This is a genomic window from Streptomyces sp. MMS24-W38, from assembly GCF_059889265.1.
Window position 1 is genome coordinate 2,161,585 of sequence record NZ_JCBCPP010000001.1, and the last position, 16,023, is coordinate 2,177,607.

The 16,023-nt window shown below is 71.0% G+C and carries 16 protein-coding genes; 6 read left to right on the forward strand and 10 right to left on the reverse strand.

All coding sequences use genetic code 11. The features are described 5' to 3' along the window. Nucleotides 1–7 precede the first annotated feature (7 nt). Genes AC6F7H_RS08550 through AC6F7H_RS08560 form a run of 3 tightly spaced genes read right to left on the reverse strand, consistent with a single transcriptional unit; the run spans nt 8 to nt 2,721 of the window. Entirely contained in the window at nt 8–1,075 is a 1,068-nt protein-coding gene (locus AC6F7H_RS08550; protein WP_500756266.1) for an ATP-binding protein, read from the reverse strand. After that, nucleotides 1,072–2,454: an SMI1/KNR4 family protein gene (locus AC6F7H_RS08555; RefSeq protein ID WP_500756267.1), complete on the reverse strand. Its 1,383-nt coding sequence runs from the start codon at nt 2,452–2,454 to the stop codon at nt 1,072–1,074. The genes AC6F7H_RS08550 and AC6F7H_RS08555 overlap by 4 nt, the downstream gene beginning before the upstream one ends. 48 nt (nt 2,455–2,502) lie before the next feature. Then, complete coding sequence (locus AC6F7H_RS08560) at nt 2,503–2,721, reverse strand: hypothetical protein (RefSeq protein ID WP_500756269.1); 219 nt, start codon at nt 2,719–2,721, stop codon at nt 2,503–2,505. Between the two features lie 180 nt (nt 2,722–2,901). On the opposite strand from AC6F7H_RS08560, the gene AC6F7H_RS08565 reads away from it, so the two are divergent. Continuing rightward, nucleotides 2,902–3,684, forward strand: a complete 783-nt coding sequence (locus tag AC6F7H_RS08565; RefSeq protein ID WP_500756271.1) for an NUDIX hydrolase — start codon at nt 2,902–2,904, stop codon at nt 3,682–3,684. On the opposite strand, the gene AC6F7H_RS08570 is transcribed toward AC6F7H_RS08565, so the two are convergent. After that, the gene (locus tag AC6F7H_RS08570) at nt 3,617–4,333 is read right to left on the reverse strand and encodes a DinB family protein (RefSeq protein WP_500756273.1); all 717 of its coding nucleotides are present in this window, start codon (nt 4,331–4,333) and stop codon (nt 3,617–3,619) included. The two genes, AC6F7H_RS08565 and AC6F7H_RS08570, sit on opposite strands and share 68 nt — an antisense overlap. A gap of 498 nt (nt 4,334–4,831) precedes the next feature. Between AC6F7H_RS08570 and AC6F7H_RS08575 the strand changes: the two genes are divergently transcribed. Next, entirely contained in the window at nt 4,832–5,308 is a 477-nt protein-coding gene (locus tag AC6F7H_RS08575) for an SRPBCC family protein (RefSeq protein ID WP_500756275.1), read from the forward strand. Nucleotides 5,309–5,396: 88 nt separating this feature from the next. Continuing rightward, nucleotides 5,397–5,612 carry a hypothetical protein gene (locus tag AC6F7H_RS08580; RefSeq protein ID WP_500756276.1) on the forward strand — a complete coding sequence of 72 codons (216 nt, stop codon included), beginning with the start codon at nt 5,397–5,399 and terminating at the stop codon, nt 5,610–5,612. 100 nt (nt 5,613–5,712) lie between these two features. Here the strand turns inward: AC6F7H_RS08580 and AC6F7H_RS08585 are convergent, their stop codons facing one another. From AC6F7H_RS08585 to AC6F7H_RS08610, 6 genes are all read right to left on the reverse strand, one after another. Further along, nucleotides 5,713–6,843: an FAD-dependent monooxygenase gene (locus tag AC6F7H_RS08585; RefSeq protein WP_500756277.1), complete on the reverse strand. Its 1,131-nt coding sequence runs from the start codon at nt 6,841–6,843 to the stop codon at nt 5,713–5,715. Between the two features lie 40 nt (nt 6,844–6,883). Further along, the gene (locus AC6F7H_RS08590; protein WP_500756279.1) at nt 6,884–7,453 is read right to left on the reverse strand and encodes a GTP-binding protein; all 570 of its coding nucleotides are present in this window, start codon (nt 7,451–7,453) and stop codon (nt 6,884–6,886) included. A gap of 5 nt (nt 7,454–7,458) precedes the next feature. Beyond that, nucleotides 7,459–7,815 (reverse strand): DUF742 domain-containing protein, encoded by a 357-nt coding sequence (locus AC6F7H_RS08595; RefSeq protein ID WP_500761715.1) that lies wholly within the window; start codon nt 7,813–7,815, stop codon nt 7,459–7,461. Between the two features lie 47 nt (nt 7,816–7,862). Beyond that, a complete protein-coding gene (locus tag AC6F7H_RS08600) occupies nt 7,863–8,300 on the reverse strand; it encodes a roadblock/LC7 domain-containing protein (protein ID WP_500756281.1) in 438 nt (145 codons plus the stop codon). 16 nt (nt 8,301–8,316) lie between these two features. Next, nucleotides 8,317–11,142 carry a sensor histidine kinase gene (locus tag AC6F7H_RS08605; protein WP_500756282.1) on the reverse strand — a complete coding sequence of 942 codons (2,826 nt, stop codon included), beginning with the start codon at nt 11,140–11,142 and terminating at the stop codon, nt 8,317–8,319. A 664-nt stretch (nt 11,143–11,806) separates the two neighbouring features. Next, nucleotides 11,807–13,627, reverse strand: coding sequence for a phosphoenolpyruvate carboxykinase (GTP) (locus tag AC6F7H_RS08610; protein ID WP_500756284.1), 1,821 nt, complete (start codon nt 13,625–13,627; stop codon nt 11,807–11,809). Between the two features lie 456 nt (nt 13,628–14,083). On the opposite strand from AC6F7H_RS08610, the gene trhA reads away from it, so the two are divergent. From trhA to AC6F7H_RS08625, 3 genes are read left to right on the forward strand one after another with little or no spacing between them, the layout of a single operon-like run. Beyond that, on the forward strand, nt 14,084–14,797 hold the full coding sequence (gene trhA / locus AC6F7H_RS08615; protein WP_500756286.1) for a PAQR family membrane homeostasis protein TrhA: 714 nt from the start codon (nt 14,084–14,086) through the stop codon (nt 14,795–14,797). A 57-nt stretch (nt 14,798–14,854) separates the two neighbouring features. Beyond that, nucleotides 14,855–15,586, forward strand: coding sequence for a Mut7-C RNAse domain-containing protein (locus tag AC6F7H_RS08620; RefSeq protein WP_500756287.1), 732 nt, complete (start codon nt 14,855–14,857; stop codon nt 15,584–15,586). Nucleotides 15,587–15,634: 48 nt separating this feature from the next. Further along, the gene (locus AC6F7H_RS08625; protein WP_500756289.1) at nt 15,635–15,964 is read left to right on the forward strand and encodes a hypothetical protein; all 330 of its coding nucleotides are present in this window, start codon (nt 15,635–15,637) and stop codon (nt 15,962–15,964) included. Nucleotides 15,965–16,023 lie beyond the last annotated feature (59 nt).

Here is a 16,023-nt window from a genome sequence, read left to right on the forward strand (position 1 = left end):
GCGGTCCTCAGCGAGGTGGGGTGTGTGAGCGTACGGACTCCTCGAACTGCCGCCCGCCCGGGTGTCCGCCGCACTCGCCCCCTGACGGCCGTGCCACCAGCTCGCACCACACGGTCTTGCTGCCGGGCCCCTGCGTCACGCCCCGCCGCAGGGCCAGCGCGTCGAGCAGCGCGAGCCCCCGGCCGGACTCGTCGTCGACGGTGACCGCCTCGCGCAGGACGGGCAGGGCGCACGGGTCGGGGTCGGTGACCTCCAGTCGCGTACGGCCGTCGCCGCAGGACACCCGGACGGTGACGGGGAGGCCCTGGCCAAGGTGCCGGATCACGTTGGTGACGAGTTCGCTCGCGCAGAGCTGGACGTCGACGCCGTAGTCACGCAGGGCGCGGCGCACTCCGGACACGGCCGCCGGGTCGCAGCGCTTCGGGCAGGCCAGTAGGTAGACCTCGTTGCCGAGGAACAGGTGGTAGGTGTCGTCCCGGATGCTGTAGGGCTGCACCGGAGCCCCGGGGCGGACGCCGAACTCCCAGTTCCCCGGTATCTGGCAGACGAACGCCGGCTCCACGCCGCACGCGCACAGGTAGTACTCGGCCTCGTGAGGCCAGGCCGCCGTACCCCCCACTTTGAAGTGCACTTCGTACGGCCCGTGCCCGTCCACGAAGGGCCGCAGGGACAGGGGCAGGGCGCGCACGGCCGGCTCGGGCTCCGCTTCCGGCACCCCCGGGTCGCGCTGCAGCAGCACCCGCCAGAACGAGCCCGGGAACGGCGGCTGCGGAGCCTCCCAGAACCGGGGCACGAGGCGGCCGTCGGACGTCACCGGGTCGGCCGCGTCGTGGTGGTGGGCGCAGTGGAAGACCGACAGGTGTTCTCCGCCGAAGAACTCGATGTCGTCCGGCAGATCCAGTTGGAAGAACAGCGCCATCCGTTCGCCGCAGAAGCAGCGCGGCCACTCCTGGTCGTCGTCGAAGTAGGGCCACCCGCCCACCGAGTTCCGGGCCGGGCGTTCCAGCGGCTCGGTACCGATCTCGATCTCGTACTCGGGCGGCGGCGCCCACTCCTCCAGTCCGTCCTCGCTCACCGGTCGGTGTCCGGGTGGGCTTCCAGGACGGTTCGGCTGATGAGGGGGCGGTCCCACAGGGCGAGGAGTTCGTTGGCGAGGTCCAGGATCGGAAGCGGGTGCCGTACGCCCTGCATCTCGATGGCCGCCGCCGACAGGCTCCGGGGGACGGCGCCGGCGTCGAGCAGGACGCGCCACTCCTCGGGGCCGAGACTCAGGTACTCCAGACCGGTCAGCCCGGCGATCTCCAGGGGGTCGGCCAGCGTCCCCGGGTAGGCGCTGAGGGTTCGCAGACGGGGGAGCCCGACGACCGGGGCGAGACTGAGCGGTTCGCCCTGCCACACACCGATGCTGAGCACCTCCAGCTCGGGGTGGGCGGCGGCCTCCACACTGTCGAGAGCGTGGATGTTCACCCGGGCCACCACCGGCGGGCCGTCCGTGTCAGGGCCCCGGTACCAGCCGTCGGGGCGGTTCATCACCATGGCGGTGAGGGAGTCGGCGCGCAGTCCGGCGCCGATCTTCCTCTCGTGGTCGATCACGATGACCTGCCCGGTGTGTCCGCCCGGCCCGGGTGTCAGGTCGAGGGCGATCCGGTCGCCGCCGCCGTTGTCGCCGAAGACGATCCAGCCGGGCGAGCCGACGAGGCCCTGCACGACGGCGTCCGGCTCGGTGACGACGGCGTCCGTGGCGGCGAACTGCCAGGGGCAGGGGCGGGACCGGGCGTCCGCGATGTACAGCCCGTCCAGGGAGAACAGCTCGCAGCCGACCGCGTCGGCGACGCGCTCCGCCGCCTCGTAGTCGTCGCCCCGGTCCTGCCACCGTGCCCGGGTCACCCGGTAGAGCGCCTTGAGTTCGTCGGGCAGCGGGATGCCGAGGCGCGCTTCCGCTGCCGCGATCTCCGCCTCGGTGGCACCGATGGCGTCGGGGAGCCGCTCGCGGAGGGTGCGCTCCAGCAGCGCCGGGTCCGCTGACGGGGCCGGAGCCACGCCCGGCACCACCTCGGGCAGGCGCCGCCAGGGTTCGGGGACGGCGCCCTCGACCAGAACCAGCGCACCCACGTAGGGGCTCATGAAGCCGGGCTCCACGGCGGGGCCCGACTCGATGACGTGGAACAGGGTCCTCCCGTCCGGTGCCGTCTCCACCATGAACGAGACACCGTTCGCGCCGTCGGCCCTGATGGCGGCCTGCACACGCTCCACGGCGGTGAACTCGGCCTGCCTGTCCTCCACCTGGGCGGTCCACCCCGGCACGGAGCTCGGCCGTTGCACCGGCACACTCCAACTGCCGAAGTCGATATAGCCCGTTACGTAACCACCCGGCGCGGCAAGCCGCTCCGGGTCGGACTCCCGCACGAGCCGCAGCAGCGGTTCCCAGGTGGTGAAGTCATGTATCGAGGACAACGGTGTTCTCCGGTCGGCCGGTTGAGACAGGGAAGCGGAAGCGGTCGGTCACGGCGGGGCGGCGCAGTCGTCCGAGTATCCGAAGACGCCCAGGTGGGTCGGCTCGGGCTGGTCACCGGTGTGGAGGAGGACGTACACGCCCGTCCACCGCATACGGCACTCGTCCAGCCGGTGCAGAGCCTCCGGCGACTTCTCGACACTGCCCTCGTACGCGGCGACGTACTCCCACCCACTGGCGCCCACGGCCGCCCGACCCCTCCCGGTCATGAATCTGGCGCGATCCTAGGGCCGGCCACTGACAGTGGGCGGCGCGGCTGCTGGACGGGGCTGCGAGACGGGGGACTCGCCCGCCGGGAGGCCGATGAGTTCCTCTGCGGCGTTCAGGACGGCTCGCGCCCGGCGGTTTCCCTTCCACGACGTACCGGCCGGGCCCGGTACGGTCCCGACATGGACCTCTTCGCCGCTGACCGGTTGCGACTGGTCGAAGCCCTGCCACCTCAGCTGTCGCCGGAGGACCGTCGCGCCATGGACGACGCCTGGGACGCGGCGGTCCGGGCCAACCCGACCCTGTTCGACGGGCCGGTGGCCGGGTGTACGGGCCTGGAACACGACACACGTGACGGCCTCGTCCTGACCTGGGTCCGGGCGACCTACCGCTTCTACGTCCTGCGCAGGCTGCCCGGCGCGTCCGTACGGCTGCCGTCCCTGTTCGTGGCCGTCGCGCAGCCGGCGGACGACGGGTGCCTGCTGGTGGGGCAGATGGCGTCCTGGACGACCGCGCCCGGCCGCTGGCAGCTCCCGGGCGGCTCGGTCGAGCCCCCGCCGGACGGCGCATCCCTCGACCTGGCCGCCCTACGCCGTCACGCGGCCCGGGAGCTGGCTGAGGAGACCGGTATCGACACCCCTGCCGACGACCTCACCCCCTGGCAGGTCACCCGGGGCGCCAACGGCAGCGTCGGTGTCCTGTTCCAGGCCCCGCCCCGGCCGGAGTCCTGGCTGCGCGAGCGCTTCGCCGCCCTCACCTCCGCCGAACACGCCCTCGGCCGCGTCCCGGAACTGGACCGCCTCGCCCTCGTCCGCTCCCCCACCGACCTGACCGGCCTCGGCGGCCCGCGGGTGGCCTACCTGGAGCCGGTCCTCCGCCGCCACGGCCCCTTCCGGCTCACCGGTCGGACGGGCGGGCCCGCCACAGGTCGCGGAGCATCGCGATCTCGGCCATGTGGTGGATGAACTCGAGGTTGGCCCCCACCAGCACGGCGACGAAGGGGTGGTCGGCGTCGTTGCTGTACGGGTACCGGGAGAAGCCGACCGTGTCGAGCTGCTCGTCGGTGACGGCGCCGACGTCGGCGCGCCAGCGGTCGACCAGCTCCCAGAACCGCTCCAGTGCCAGGGCGGCGGAGGGGGTGAAGTCGACCAGCAGGTCCGGCTCCTGTCGCCGCTCACCGAAGGTCCACTCCCATTGGCCCGCGAAGCAGGAGTGCAGGTGCCCCAGCCGCCAGGCGATGGTGGTGACCGGCGATGCGTCGGGCTCCGGCGTACCGGTGTGGGCGAGAACCTGCTCGACCCGCTCGACGCTCACGCTCCAGTCGTCGGCGATCCTCTCGACGGTCATGCCGCCCGCGGCCTGCCGGGCGACCTCGGCGTACTCGCTCGAGGGGATGTCCGGGGCGCCCTTGTCGAGCAGCCACTCGCCCGGACCGAACGCCCTGGGCGTCACCGCCTCACTCCGGCGCCGGATCGACCAGCAACCGGGCACCGGCTCCCACAGGTACTCCTCGTCGCCGAGCCCCGTCAGCCGCACCTGGGCCATCTCCCTGGCCTGGTCGAACTGGTCGAGCAGGAGTCCCAGCCGGTCGGTCCGCACGCCCTCGATCTCCATGCCTGCCCCCTTGGCGGCCGCGTCTCGCACACAACGCACTGCGTTCAGGTGGAAGTCAACGGACCCCCTCACAGGGGCGCGACCGTTTTCCTCGCCCCGAAGCGGCGCAGCGTCACCGGCATCACCGCACTCGTCCAGCACACGGTCCGACTTCGCCACCGCGGGCGAAGTGGACTTCGGTGGTCGAGCCTCCCCGGGATCGGCCGAGGGCAGAGCCGATCCGCACCAGCCGTCTGACGGTCACTGCCGTCACCTGGTCGGACGAGCGCACCACTCGGTGCCGACCGGAGGGACAGTGCCGGTCAGGGCTGTGATCGTGCCTGGTGGACCGGTCGTGCTCGATGCCGTGCGGGTGCCGGGCCCGGCCACTGTCGCGGGTGCCGGAGGTGTGCGGCGCGGCTAGTGTCGAGGAGCGCGCTGAGCAGCCGAGGAGGCGTTCCCCGCCTGGCAGCGTGGTCATGGGCACCGGTTCCGACGGAAAGAAGGAGCGTGGTCGGTGTGGCCCGGAACCGCCGGTTGATCCTGAGCTCGCCGTCCAGGGTCTGGGGCCTGCTGTCCGACGGCCGGCGCTACGGGGAATGGGTCTCGGGAACGCAGCAGGTCACCGCCGCGGACCCGCACTGGCCGGAAGTGGGCGCCCGCCTGCAGGTCCGGGTCGGCCTCGGCCCTCTGGTCCTCGACGACACCTGTGTCGTACGCATCTGCGAGCCGCAACGCCGTCTGGAGCTGGAAGCGAAGGCGGATCCCTTCGGTGCGGCCCGCATCGCCATGAACCTGATCCCCTGGGGCGAGAGCACTCTCTTCCTTCTCGAATGGCATCCCCTGCGAGGCCCCGGCACCCGGATGCACGGGCTGCCCGTGGACTACCTCGTCTCGATCCGCAACGGCATGATGCTGACGAAGCTGGCCCGGATCGCGGTGCGCGAGCGTCACGGCAGCGCCGGCGGCGCGCTGCAGAGCACCCGGAGCGGATGAGGAGCTGTACAGCGCAGGGTGCCCCGGGTCGGTTCGTCTCGTTGTCAGAGGTGATTTCTCCACGGGCGAGGCGAAATGGCACAAGGTCATGCACCTCGGGCATCTCCAGCGCCTGCGCCGCATCCTGGAGTTGCTCGCCGCACGGGGCGTGAACACCCGCCATGCCAGACCCGCCTGCTACAGCGGTGCGGGCTTCGCCCCCGAACTGCGGGCAGCCGCCGACCGGGGCGAGGTGCTGCTCGTGGACCTGGAGCGGCTGTACCGGGGGCGTAGCAGGACGGCGGTGGCGCAGCAGGCGTGGTGAAGCGGGCGTTGGAATGAACGGCCGGGGGACTTCGGTTCGAGGGCCGGGGCAGCGGTCCGGCCCTCGAACACCGCGGACCGGCGTGCTGAGGCGGTACGGATCAGTACGGCTTGACCAGTACGTGCGCGGCGCCCGGAACGCCGATCTTCAGCAGCTCGTCCTCCTCGGCGGTCGTCTCACCGCCCATCTCCTGCTTGAGCACCGCGCGCGACAAGGCCTGCACCCACAGGGCGCGGGGCCGACGCCGTTCCTCCCAGGCCGTGAGGGCCTCGGGGACGCCGTCCTGGGCGTCGAGCACCTCGGCGAGCACGACGGCGTCCTCGACGGCCATCGCCGCGCCCTGCGCCAGCTGCGGGGTGCTGGCGTGGGCCGCGTCCCCGGCCAGCACCACACGGCCCACGTGCCACGGCGCGTCCACCGTCACCTGGGAGATCCTGGAGTACACGACGGCGGCGGGGTCCGTGACCGCGGCGAGCGCCTCGGCGATCGGTCCGGAGAACATCCGCAGCCGCTCGGCGAACTGCTCGTGGGCACGCTCCGGGTCCGGCCTGAAGTCCTCGGGCTCGGCGAACACCGCGGCCAGGTACATCGTGTCGTCCGTGATGGGGGTGAGCAGCGCCTTCGTCTCCTGCGCGGTGCCCATCACCACGCCCCGTACGTCGGGCAGGCGCGGGACCGTGACCCGCCAGTTGGCGAAGCCGGTGTACTCGGGGGTGTACCGGTCGCCGTACAGCCGGCTGCGCAGCGGGGAGCCGATGCCGTCGAAGCCGACCACCATGTCCCAGCGGTCGGACGATCCGTCCGAAAGGGTGACGTCGACACCAGAACCGTCGTCGGTGAGTTCGGTGATGGTGGTGGAGAACCGTATCTTCGCGCCCGCCGCCACCGCAGCGGCATTGAGTACCCGCGCGAGAGCGGGGCGGGGGATGCCGTTGCTGGGGGGAACGTCGTCCATCCGGGGCTGCGGTATCCGGGCCAGGGCGTTGCCCTCCGGATCGGCGACGGTGAGGATCTCCCACTCGAAACCGACCGCGAGGCAGTCGTCGAGTACGCCGATCTCCCGCAGGGCGTGCAGCGCGTTGGACGGCTGGATGATGCCCACGCCCAGCGCCTCCAGCTCCCCTCGGAGCTCGGCGACCTCCACCGTGTGGCCGCGCCGGGCCAGAGCCGTGGCGAGGGTGAGCCCGCCGATGCCGCCGCCGTGAACGAGTACGCGTAGGCGTGAAGCCATGTCAGTTTCTCCGAAGAAAGATGAAAACGGGGGTGTGGTCTCAGCCGACCGGGGCGGGCAGGCTCGCCAGATGGTCGACCAGCGCGAGCAACGCCTCCTTGGCGTACTCGCGCTGCCGGACGTCACCCATCAGCAGGGGCACATGCGGGTCGAGGTCGAGGGCTTCCCTGATCTCTTCCACCGTGCGGGTGTTGTGGCCGTGGAAGCAGTTGATGGCCACCACGAAGGGGATGCGCCGGCTCTCGAAGAAGTCGATCGAGGCGAAACTGGTGTCCAGGCGCCGGGTGTCCGCGATGACCACTCCGCCGAGCGCGCCGTTGACCAGGTCGTTCCACATGAACCAGAAGCGTTCCTGGCCGGGGGTGCCGAAGAGGTACATGACCAGTTCGTCGTTGATCGTGATGCGTCCGAAGTCCAGGGCGACGGTCGTGGTGCTCTTTTCCCCGATCCCGGCGAGGTCGTCCACACCGACGCTAGCTTTTGTCATGTACTCCTCGGTGTGCAGCGGTGCGACCTCGCTGATCGCGCCCACCAGGGTGGTCTTGCCGACACCGAATCCGCCGGCGATGAGTATCTTGACTGCGGCGGGTGCCGCCTGACTCGTGGTCATGGTTCCTACAGTCTCCGGAGTCCTTCACGAACGGCAGCCAGCAGGCTCGGGTCGGCACCGCCCGCCGCCCAGGCCACCGTGAGCGGTGCCCGAGCGGCGAGCAGGCCCTGGCCGACGAGGTCGGCCAGAAGGATCTTGGTCACCGACACGGGAAGGTCGAGTCCAGCGGCGATCTCGGCGACGGCCGCGGAACGGCGGCAGCGTTCCAGAATCCGACGGTGCTCCGGTTGGAGTTTGCCGGGGCGCAACGGCACGCCGCGTTCGTCGCGCGGGTCGTCGAGGGTCGTGAGTACCGTGATGAGGGTGAGGTCGTCCCGTTCGGGAGCGGTCCGGCCACGGGTGATGGTGTACGGACGCACCATGCTTCCCGCGCCGTCCTCCCCGGGGTCCTCGTACTCCCATCCCGGGTTCACGTGACGGTTCCCTGCCCCGCGCCGAAGGCGTCGAACTCGTCGCGGGTCGCCGTACCGAGCTTCGGCCCGACCTGCTGGACGAGGTTGTGCATGGCGAGCGACATCACCTCCGCGTCGACCTCCTGGGAGGCAACCACGGCCAGGTGGGTGCCCTGGCCCGCCGAGATGATGAAGAGCCACAGGTCGGCGAGCTCGACGATGACCTGGTGGACGACGCCGCCGTTGAAGAGCTGCCCCACGCCGCGGGCCAGACTCTGCTGGCCGGTGCAGATGGCTGCCAGCCGCTCGGCATCCGCGCGGGCGATGCTCTGCGAGTGACTCACGACCAGGCCGTCGTCGGACAGCAGAACCGCGTTCCTGGTCTCGGCGACCGAGTCCACGAGGCCGTCGAGCAGCCAGTCCAGGTCCTGATGGGTCGCAGTAGTTCGTGTCATGACCGTTCTTCTTCTTTCATCTGTTGGCGAGGAGCGCTGGGGGGAGCGGCGTCGGCATCCCCCCCTCACGGGCAGCGCGCGACCGACGTTGGAACGCACCGATCGTCGCCCCGGCGCGGCGCGGTACGGGGCGCAGCAACGGGTCGTCCTGCCAGCGCGGCGGCCTGGGCAGCGGCACCTCGGCGGGGACGTCCGCCCGCAGTTCGTCGACGAGGCTGGCCTGGCGCACCCGGCGGGGCAGAGGTGCCTGGTCACCAGTCAGGCCGGCACCGTCGGCGCCCGCGTCGGTGTGCGGCTGGTGCGGTGCCGGGTGCGGCCCGCTGTGGGCGGGATACGGCCCCTCGGCCTCACCGGAGTAGGTCGGCACGGACCCGTACGAGGCGGCTTCGGCCGGATACGACGCGTGCCCGGTCCCGCCCTCCTGCCCGGTCCCGTACAAGGCGAGGTCGGCTCCGTGGGCCAGGTTCACCCCGTGGCCCTCACCCGTCATGTGGGGCGTCCGGCCGCCCTGAGGTGTGCGGGTGCCGACGGTGTCGTGGGTCACCGCGGACGCGTAAGTGCCGTACGTCCCGTAGGGCTGGTGGCTCGCGTCCTGGCCGCGCTCGTGCTGCGCGTACGGCGTCTCCGGCGTGCCCGGCGCGGGGAAGGCCTCGGTGACTTCCGGGACATGCGGCTGGTACAAGTCCCGGTGCGGCTGCGGCTCGGACTCGTGGGACACCGCGTGCGTCGGGGCCAGCGCCGTGACGTCGACCAAGGCCCGTCCCTGTACGCGTACGGGCAGCGGCTCGTCGGCGCCGTACACGGGACCCACCGGACCGGGGGCGGGAGTCGGGTCCGGGACGGATGAGAGCACCGCCTTCGGAGCCTGCTGGAAGGCGGGGACGGTGAGTTCGACGGGGATGAGCACGACCACCCGCGTACCGCCGTACGCGGACTGACGGAACTCCACTCCCAGGCCGTACTGGTGCGCGAGGCGCGCGACCACGTGCAGACCCAGACGGATGTCCTCGGAGTGGGCCAGGACGTCGAGCCGGGGCGGGTGGGCCATCAGCTCGTTGGCCTCGGCCAGCCTGCCCTCATCCATGCCCAGGCCACGGTCCTCGATCTCGATGACCAGACCGCGGATCACCTCGGCCGCCCTGACCTCGACCGGGCTCGGCGGGCGGGAGAACGTGAGCGCGTTCTCGATCAGTTCGGCGAGCACGTGCGCAACCGGACCGACGGCCCGGGCCGCGAGCCAGGTCCCGCCCTCCTGTTCGATCACCACCCGCTGGTAGTCCTGCACCTCCCCCTGGGCTGAGCGCATCACGTCGAGCAGTGCGACCGGGTCGCGCCACCGCCGGTGGGGTGTGCCGCCGGCGAGAATGACCAGGTTCTCCTCGTAGCGCCGCAGCCGGGCGGTGAGGTGGTCGAGGTCGAAGAGACCGTCGAGGACCTCGGAGTCCTCGTGGCGGCGCTCCATCTCGTCCAGCTTCTTGAGCTGCTGCCCGATGAGCTGCTGGGTGCGGCGGGCGATGCGCTGCAGCAGCCGCTCGAACCCGCGGTGCTGGTCGGCCTGCTTGACGGCGGCCTGCAGGGCACTGGTGCGGGCGAGGTTGAGCGCTGTGCCCAGCTGGGTCAGCTCGTCGGTGCCGCGGCGGACTTCGTCGTGTCGGATGGCCTTCGCCTCGGCATCGACGTCGATCCGCTCGCCCTGCGCGAGCCGCTCGACGACGTCGGGCAGGGCGGTCTCCAGCACCTCTGCCTGTTTCTGCAGGCCGCTGATGCGCTGTCGAAGGCTACGGGTGAGGCGCCACGTCGTCCAGACGACGGCGACAACGGCGGCGAGACCGACGAGGGTGGTGAACAGCGTCCTCTGGAGCAGTCCCATCGCATCGGACGTGCCCTCCTCGATCACCAGCGCGGTCCGGCGCTCGAGGAGCTTCTCGAACTCCGGAGCGAGGGCGTCCATCGCCTCGCGCCAGGTCTCCCGGTCGGCGCCGAGACGGACCGGGCCGCTCTCGTCGGGCTCGCCCGGGCTCAGCACCTCCTGCTCCACGCTGCTCTTGCTCTTCCACGCCGGACTGCCGGTGATCCGCTGCCAGATCTCGCGCTGGTCGTCGGACAGGTGGGGAGCGACCTTCACGGTGTAAAGGAACGACTGGGTCTCGATCGCCTCCCTGACCTGCCGGAAGTCCTCGACGGTCAGTTCACCCTTGCCCCAGCCCCGGGCCAGGAGCGCGTCCGAGCGGGAGATCATCTCCTTGGTCCAGAAGAGGTCGACGAGCGGCTGGGAGAGCACGGTGATCCGGCCGTTGTCCACGTGGCTCAGGGCCGTGAACAACTCGAGGTCGACGGTGATCAGGTCGGTGTAGTACCGGTACACCGCTTCCTGCTGGCCTCGGTCGCCACTGTCGACCACGGAGCGCTGCGCGGGCAGCCGCTCAATCGCGTTACGCGCTTCGGTGACCGCTTCCCTGATCTCCAGGGGGGCGTCGTCCGTCGAGGACAGGTCGTCGGAGAGCGCCCGGAAGGCCTCCACCGCCTTGTCGGTCGCTGCCCGTTGCCGCTCCAAGGCCTTGGACGCACCGTCGTATCCGGCGAGGGTCTCGGCACTGAGACGCCGCTCCTCCTGAAGGTTGTAGTAGACGATGTTGGACGGCTGTCCGGCTTTCTCCGCCAACAGGCCCTGGGCCGCCATCCGCTGGAAGTCGAAGAAGGTCCGACCGCTCGTGACGGCCCACAGGGCTACCAGTGCGATACCGGGGACGATGGCCAGAACGAGGAGGGCCGTCCGCAACGACATGGTCGTCGAGACGGTCCGTCGTGACGCACGCGTGCGCAGGGCGAACTCCCTTGACATGGAACGGCTTCACAGCCGGGCGGTTTTACTTACTAGTCGTGCCGCGCGCATATTAATCACACTGCGCGACTGCTCACCCACGTGGGGGCGACGCCCTGACACCTCCGCACCGGGACACTTCGGACGCCACAATCCGGACAGCCTCGTTCTGGCCACATGTCGACATCGATCCGCAACCCTTTGTTCACCTCGAGAGCCCCTGGAACGTCATACTCCGAAAGCGGGGTACGCGAGAAGCGTGGCGGGAATCGTCCTCGGGGGGCGCGGCCGATCGGTGGCGCGGTGCCTGCCCTTGCCGCCACCGCGGCCGGATTCAGCCACATCGGGGATGGTCACCGCCTCGCACCGGCGCGCTCCCGGTCCCCGAGGTCTGCCGGACGTTCCCGTGCCCGGGGCCGAGCACCACGGCGGCCGAGCCCGCCATACGAAACCACCGGATCACCGGCGCGCGCACGGAGCCCGCGGGACGGCCGAGGCCTCGCGGTGACATGGCGAAGGCCTGTCGTCGCCCTGTTCCGCCGGGGCGGGCGGGAGGGTGACGACAGGCCCAGGGCCCCGCACGCCGTTGTGCGGAGCCTCGCCTGTCCGTCCCGCGGCCGGTCGTGACGATCGCTGGTCAGGGCATCCCATCCCAACCGGCCGCGGAGTCTGTGTGCCGGGCGGCTCAGCCCAGGCGCTGCACCAGGGCGCGGTACTGGTCCCACAGCTCGGTGGGCGTGTGGTCGCCGAAGGTGTTGAAGTGCTCGGGGACGAGCGCGGCCTCCTCGCGCCACACCTCCTTGTCGACGCTGAGCAGGAAGTCCAGGTCGGCGTCGGTCAGTTCGAGGCCGTCCGTGTCGAGGGCCGCCTTGGTCGGCAGGACGCCGATCGGGGTCTCGACGCCGCCCGCCTTGCCGTCCAGGCGCTCCACGATCCACTTCAGGACGCGGCTGTTCTCGCCGAAGCCGGGCCAGACGAACTTGCCCTCGTCGTTCTTGCGGAACCAGTTGACGTAGTAGATCTTCGGCAGCTTGGACTGGTCCTTGTCCTTGGCCACGTCGACCCAGTGGCCCATGTAGTCGCCCATGTTGTAGCCGCAGAACGGCAGCATGGCGAACGGGTCGCGGCGCAGCTCGCCGACCTTGCCCTCGGCGGCGGCGGTCTTCTCGGAGGCCACGTTGGCGCCGAGGAAGACGCCGTGGTTCCAGTCGAAGGACTCCGTGACCAGCGGTACGGCGGTGGCGCGGCGCCCGCCGAACAGGATCGCGGAGATCGGCACGCCCTTGGGGTCCTCCCACTCGGGCGCGATGATCGGGCACTGCGCGGCAGGCGTGGTGAAGCGGGCGTTGGGGTGGGCGGCGGGCGTGCCGGACTCGGGGGTCCAGTCGTTGCCCTTCCAGTCGGTGAGGTGGGCCGGGGTCTCCTCGGTCATGCCCTCCCACCACACGTCGCCGTCGTCGGTGAGGGCGACGTTGGTGAAGACGGAGTTGCCCCACAGGGTCTTCATCGCGTTGGCGTTGGTGTGCTCGCCGGTGCCGGGCGCGACGCCGAAGAAGCCGGCCTCGGGGTTGATGGCGTAGAGGCGGCCGTCCTCGCCGAACCGCATCCAGGCGATGTCGTCGCCGATCGTCTCGACGGTCCAGCCGGAGATCGTGGGCTCCAGCATGGCGAGGTTGGTCTTGCCGCAGGCGCTCGGGAAGGCGGCGGCCACGTACTTCGACTCGCCCTGCGGCGGGGTCAGCTTGAGGATCAGCATGTGCTCGGCGAGCCAGCCCTCGTCGCGGGCCATGACGGAGGCGATGCGCAGGGCGTAGCACTTCTTGCCGAGCAGGGCGTTGCCGCCGTAGCCGGAGCCGTAGGACCAGATCTCGCGGTCCTCGGGGAAGTGCGAGATGTACTTGGTCTGGTTGCAGGGCCAGGGGACGTCCTGCTGACCGGGCTCCAGGGGGGCGCCGACCGAGTGCACGGCCTTGACGAAGAAGCCGTCGTCGCCGAGTTCGTCCAGGACGGGCTGCCCCATGCGGGTCATGGTGCGCATGGAGACGGCGACGTACGCGGAGTCGGTGATCTCGACGCCGATCGCGGACAGCGGCGAGCCGAGGGGGCCCATGCAGAAGGGCACGACGTACATCGTGCGGCCCTTCATGGAGCCGCGGAAGACGCCCTTCTCACCGGTGAAGATCTCCCGCATCTCGCCGGGGGCCTTCCAGTGGTTGGTGGGGCCGGCGTCCTCCTCCTTCTCGGAGCAGATGAAGGTGCGGTCCTCGACGCGGGCGACGTCGCTGGGGTCGGAGGCGGCGTAGTAGGAGTTGGGGCGCTTGATCGGGTCGAGCTTGCGGAACGTGCCCTTGGCGACGAGCTCCTCGCTCAGCCGTTCGTACTCAGCCTCGGAACCGTCGCACCAGACCACACGGTCCGGCTGGGTCAGCTCTGCGATCTCGTTGACCCAGGAAATCAGTCCCTGGTGGTGGGTGGGGACGGTGGGAGCCGCGATGTCGCGCGCCACGATTGCTCCTAAGTGAGGGTTTTTGGTTGAGAGGCCCCGTGGGGGCTGCGGCCCGGATGCTTCACGGTGGATGTTCGGCGCTCATCCGGTGCCGACCGCACTCATTTGATCCTCTGATGAGAGTGCCCATCTGTCCAGAGGGATGCACAGGTGAGCAGAGTGACGCTGGCCACGATTTCCGGGAAACCTCGCGCGTACGCTGGGCGGCTTTGCGTGCACATTGCGTACGCGTGACGTGCGGCGGGCCGCTCCTTTGCGGGTTCTTTGTGCAGGCGATCACCCCGGTGCGGCTCCTCGCCCGAGCCGGAGGCACCGGCGAACACCGGCAGACCCCGATGAGCACCGACGAACACCGACGAACACCGCCATGCGTGCCGCGTGAGAGGATGGCCACTACGTCACCGCCGAACAGGCGCACCGCTCCGCAACTTACGGTTCCGTAGGTACGATGCGGCCATGACAGCGTTCGCCCCCGACGCACCCGCGGACCCGCCGGCCGAAGACCGCGGTCCGGTAGAGCTCTCCCTCCCGCACCCGGCCAAACCCAAGCTGCGCGGCTGGCTGCACCTGGGCATGTTCCCCGCCGCCCTGATCGCCGGGCTGGTGCTCACCGCCCTCGCCGACTCGCCCCGGGGCCGCATCGCCTGCGGGATCTACGCACTGACGGCCTGCCTGCTGTTCGGCGTGAGCGCGCTGTACCACCGCGGCGACTGGAGCCCCCGCATGGACGGGGTGCTGCGCCGCCTCGACCACGCCAACATCTTCCTCATCATCGCCGGCACCTACACCCCGCTCACCCTGCTGCTCCTGCCCGAGGCGAAGGGCCAGTGGCTGCTCTGGGGCATCTGGGCGGCCGCCGCCGCCGGGATCGTCTTCCGGGTGTTCTGGGTGGGCGCCCCGCGCTGGCTCTACACCCCCTGCTACCTCGCGATGGGCTGGGCGGCCGTCTTCTACCTCCCCGACTTCATGCGCACCGGCGGCATCGCCGTACTGGTCCTGGTGATCGTGGGCGGCCTGCTCTACAGCGCGGGCGGAGTGGTCTACGGCATCAAGAAGCCCAACCCGTCACCGCGCTGGTTCGGCTTCCACGAGGTCTTCCACTCCTTCACCCTGGCCGCCTTCATCGCCCACTACGTGGGGATCTCCCTGGTCGCCTACCAGCACGCCTGAGCCGGGAGCGCCCGGAAAACCCGGGGCCGCGGACCGCGCGCATGACATCCTGAACGGGTGAACGGTCCCGAGATCCACGTCGAGTTCGCCCCTGGACTGCTCGTCTTCGTCCCCCGGGCACGGTCCACCGGCGCCACGAAGGCCCCCATCGACGGCGTCTCCACCCTCGGTCACGTCGTCGAGTCGCTCGGCGTCCCGCTGACCGAGGTCGGCGCGCTGCTCGTGGACGGGCGCGAGGTGCCCGTCTCGCACACCCCGGCCGCCGGCGAGTCGGTGACCGTCCGCCCCGTCGTACTCCCCCAGCGGGTGCCCGGCGCCCCCCTGCGCTTCCTGCTCGACGTGCACCTCGGCACGCTGGCCCGCCGGCTGCGGCTGCTGGGCGTGGACACGGCGTACGAGTCGACGGACATCGGCGACCCGGCACTGGCCGCCCGCTCGGCGGCCGAACAGCGGGTGATGCTCAGCCGCGACCGCGGCCTGCTGCGCCGCCGGGAACTGTGGGCCGGCGCGTTCGTCTACAGCACCGGGCCCGAGGAGCAACTCCCCTACGTACTGGACCGCTTCCAGCCCGAACTGCGCCCCTGGACCCGCTGCACCGCCTGCAACGGCCTGCTGGGCCCCGCCACCAAGGACGAGGTCGCCGACCAGCTGAAGAGCGGCACGCACCGCTCGTACGACGTGTTCGCGCGGTGCGCCGACTGCGGCCGCGCCTACTGGCGGGGCGCCCACCACGACCAGCTGGAGGCGATCGTGGAACGCGCACTGAGCCGGAGCGCTCAGGAGCACTGAGTACCCCGGCCGATGTCCGGGCGCCGGCCGGCGCGGTGGGATGGCGGCATGACCACGAGCGCACCGCCGCCGCACTCCGCCACCCGTCCGCTGACCGTATGGGCCGTCGCCGGGCTCGTCCTGCTGCTGCCCACCGTGGTCCTCGCCTGGATCGCCGTCCTGCTCACCGAGCGGGGCGGCCGCTGCCTGCTCTACGGCGAGCAGTGCTACGACGTGCCGGACGGGCTCGCCCCGGGCTTCTTCGTGACCGCCCTCGTGGCCGGGGTCCTGGCCACGGCATGGCCCCGGACCCGGTGGCCGTCCGCCCGGTTCGGAGCCGTCGCCGTGCAGTGGCTGGCCATGCTCACCACGGGCGCGCTCATCCTCAGCGGCCCCTGATCCCCGTGCGCCGCGGCGCCTGACGTACGTCCTCGGCGGCACCCGGCGCCGGCCCGGCT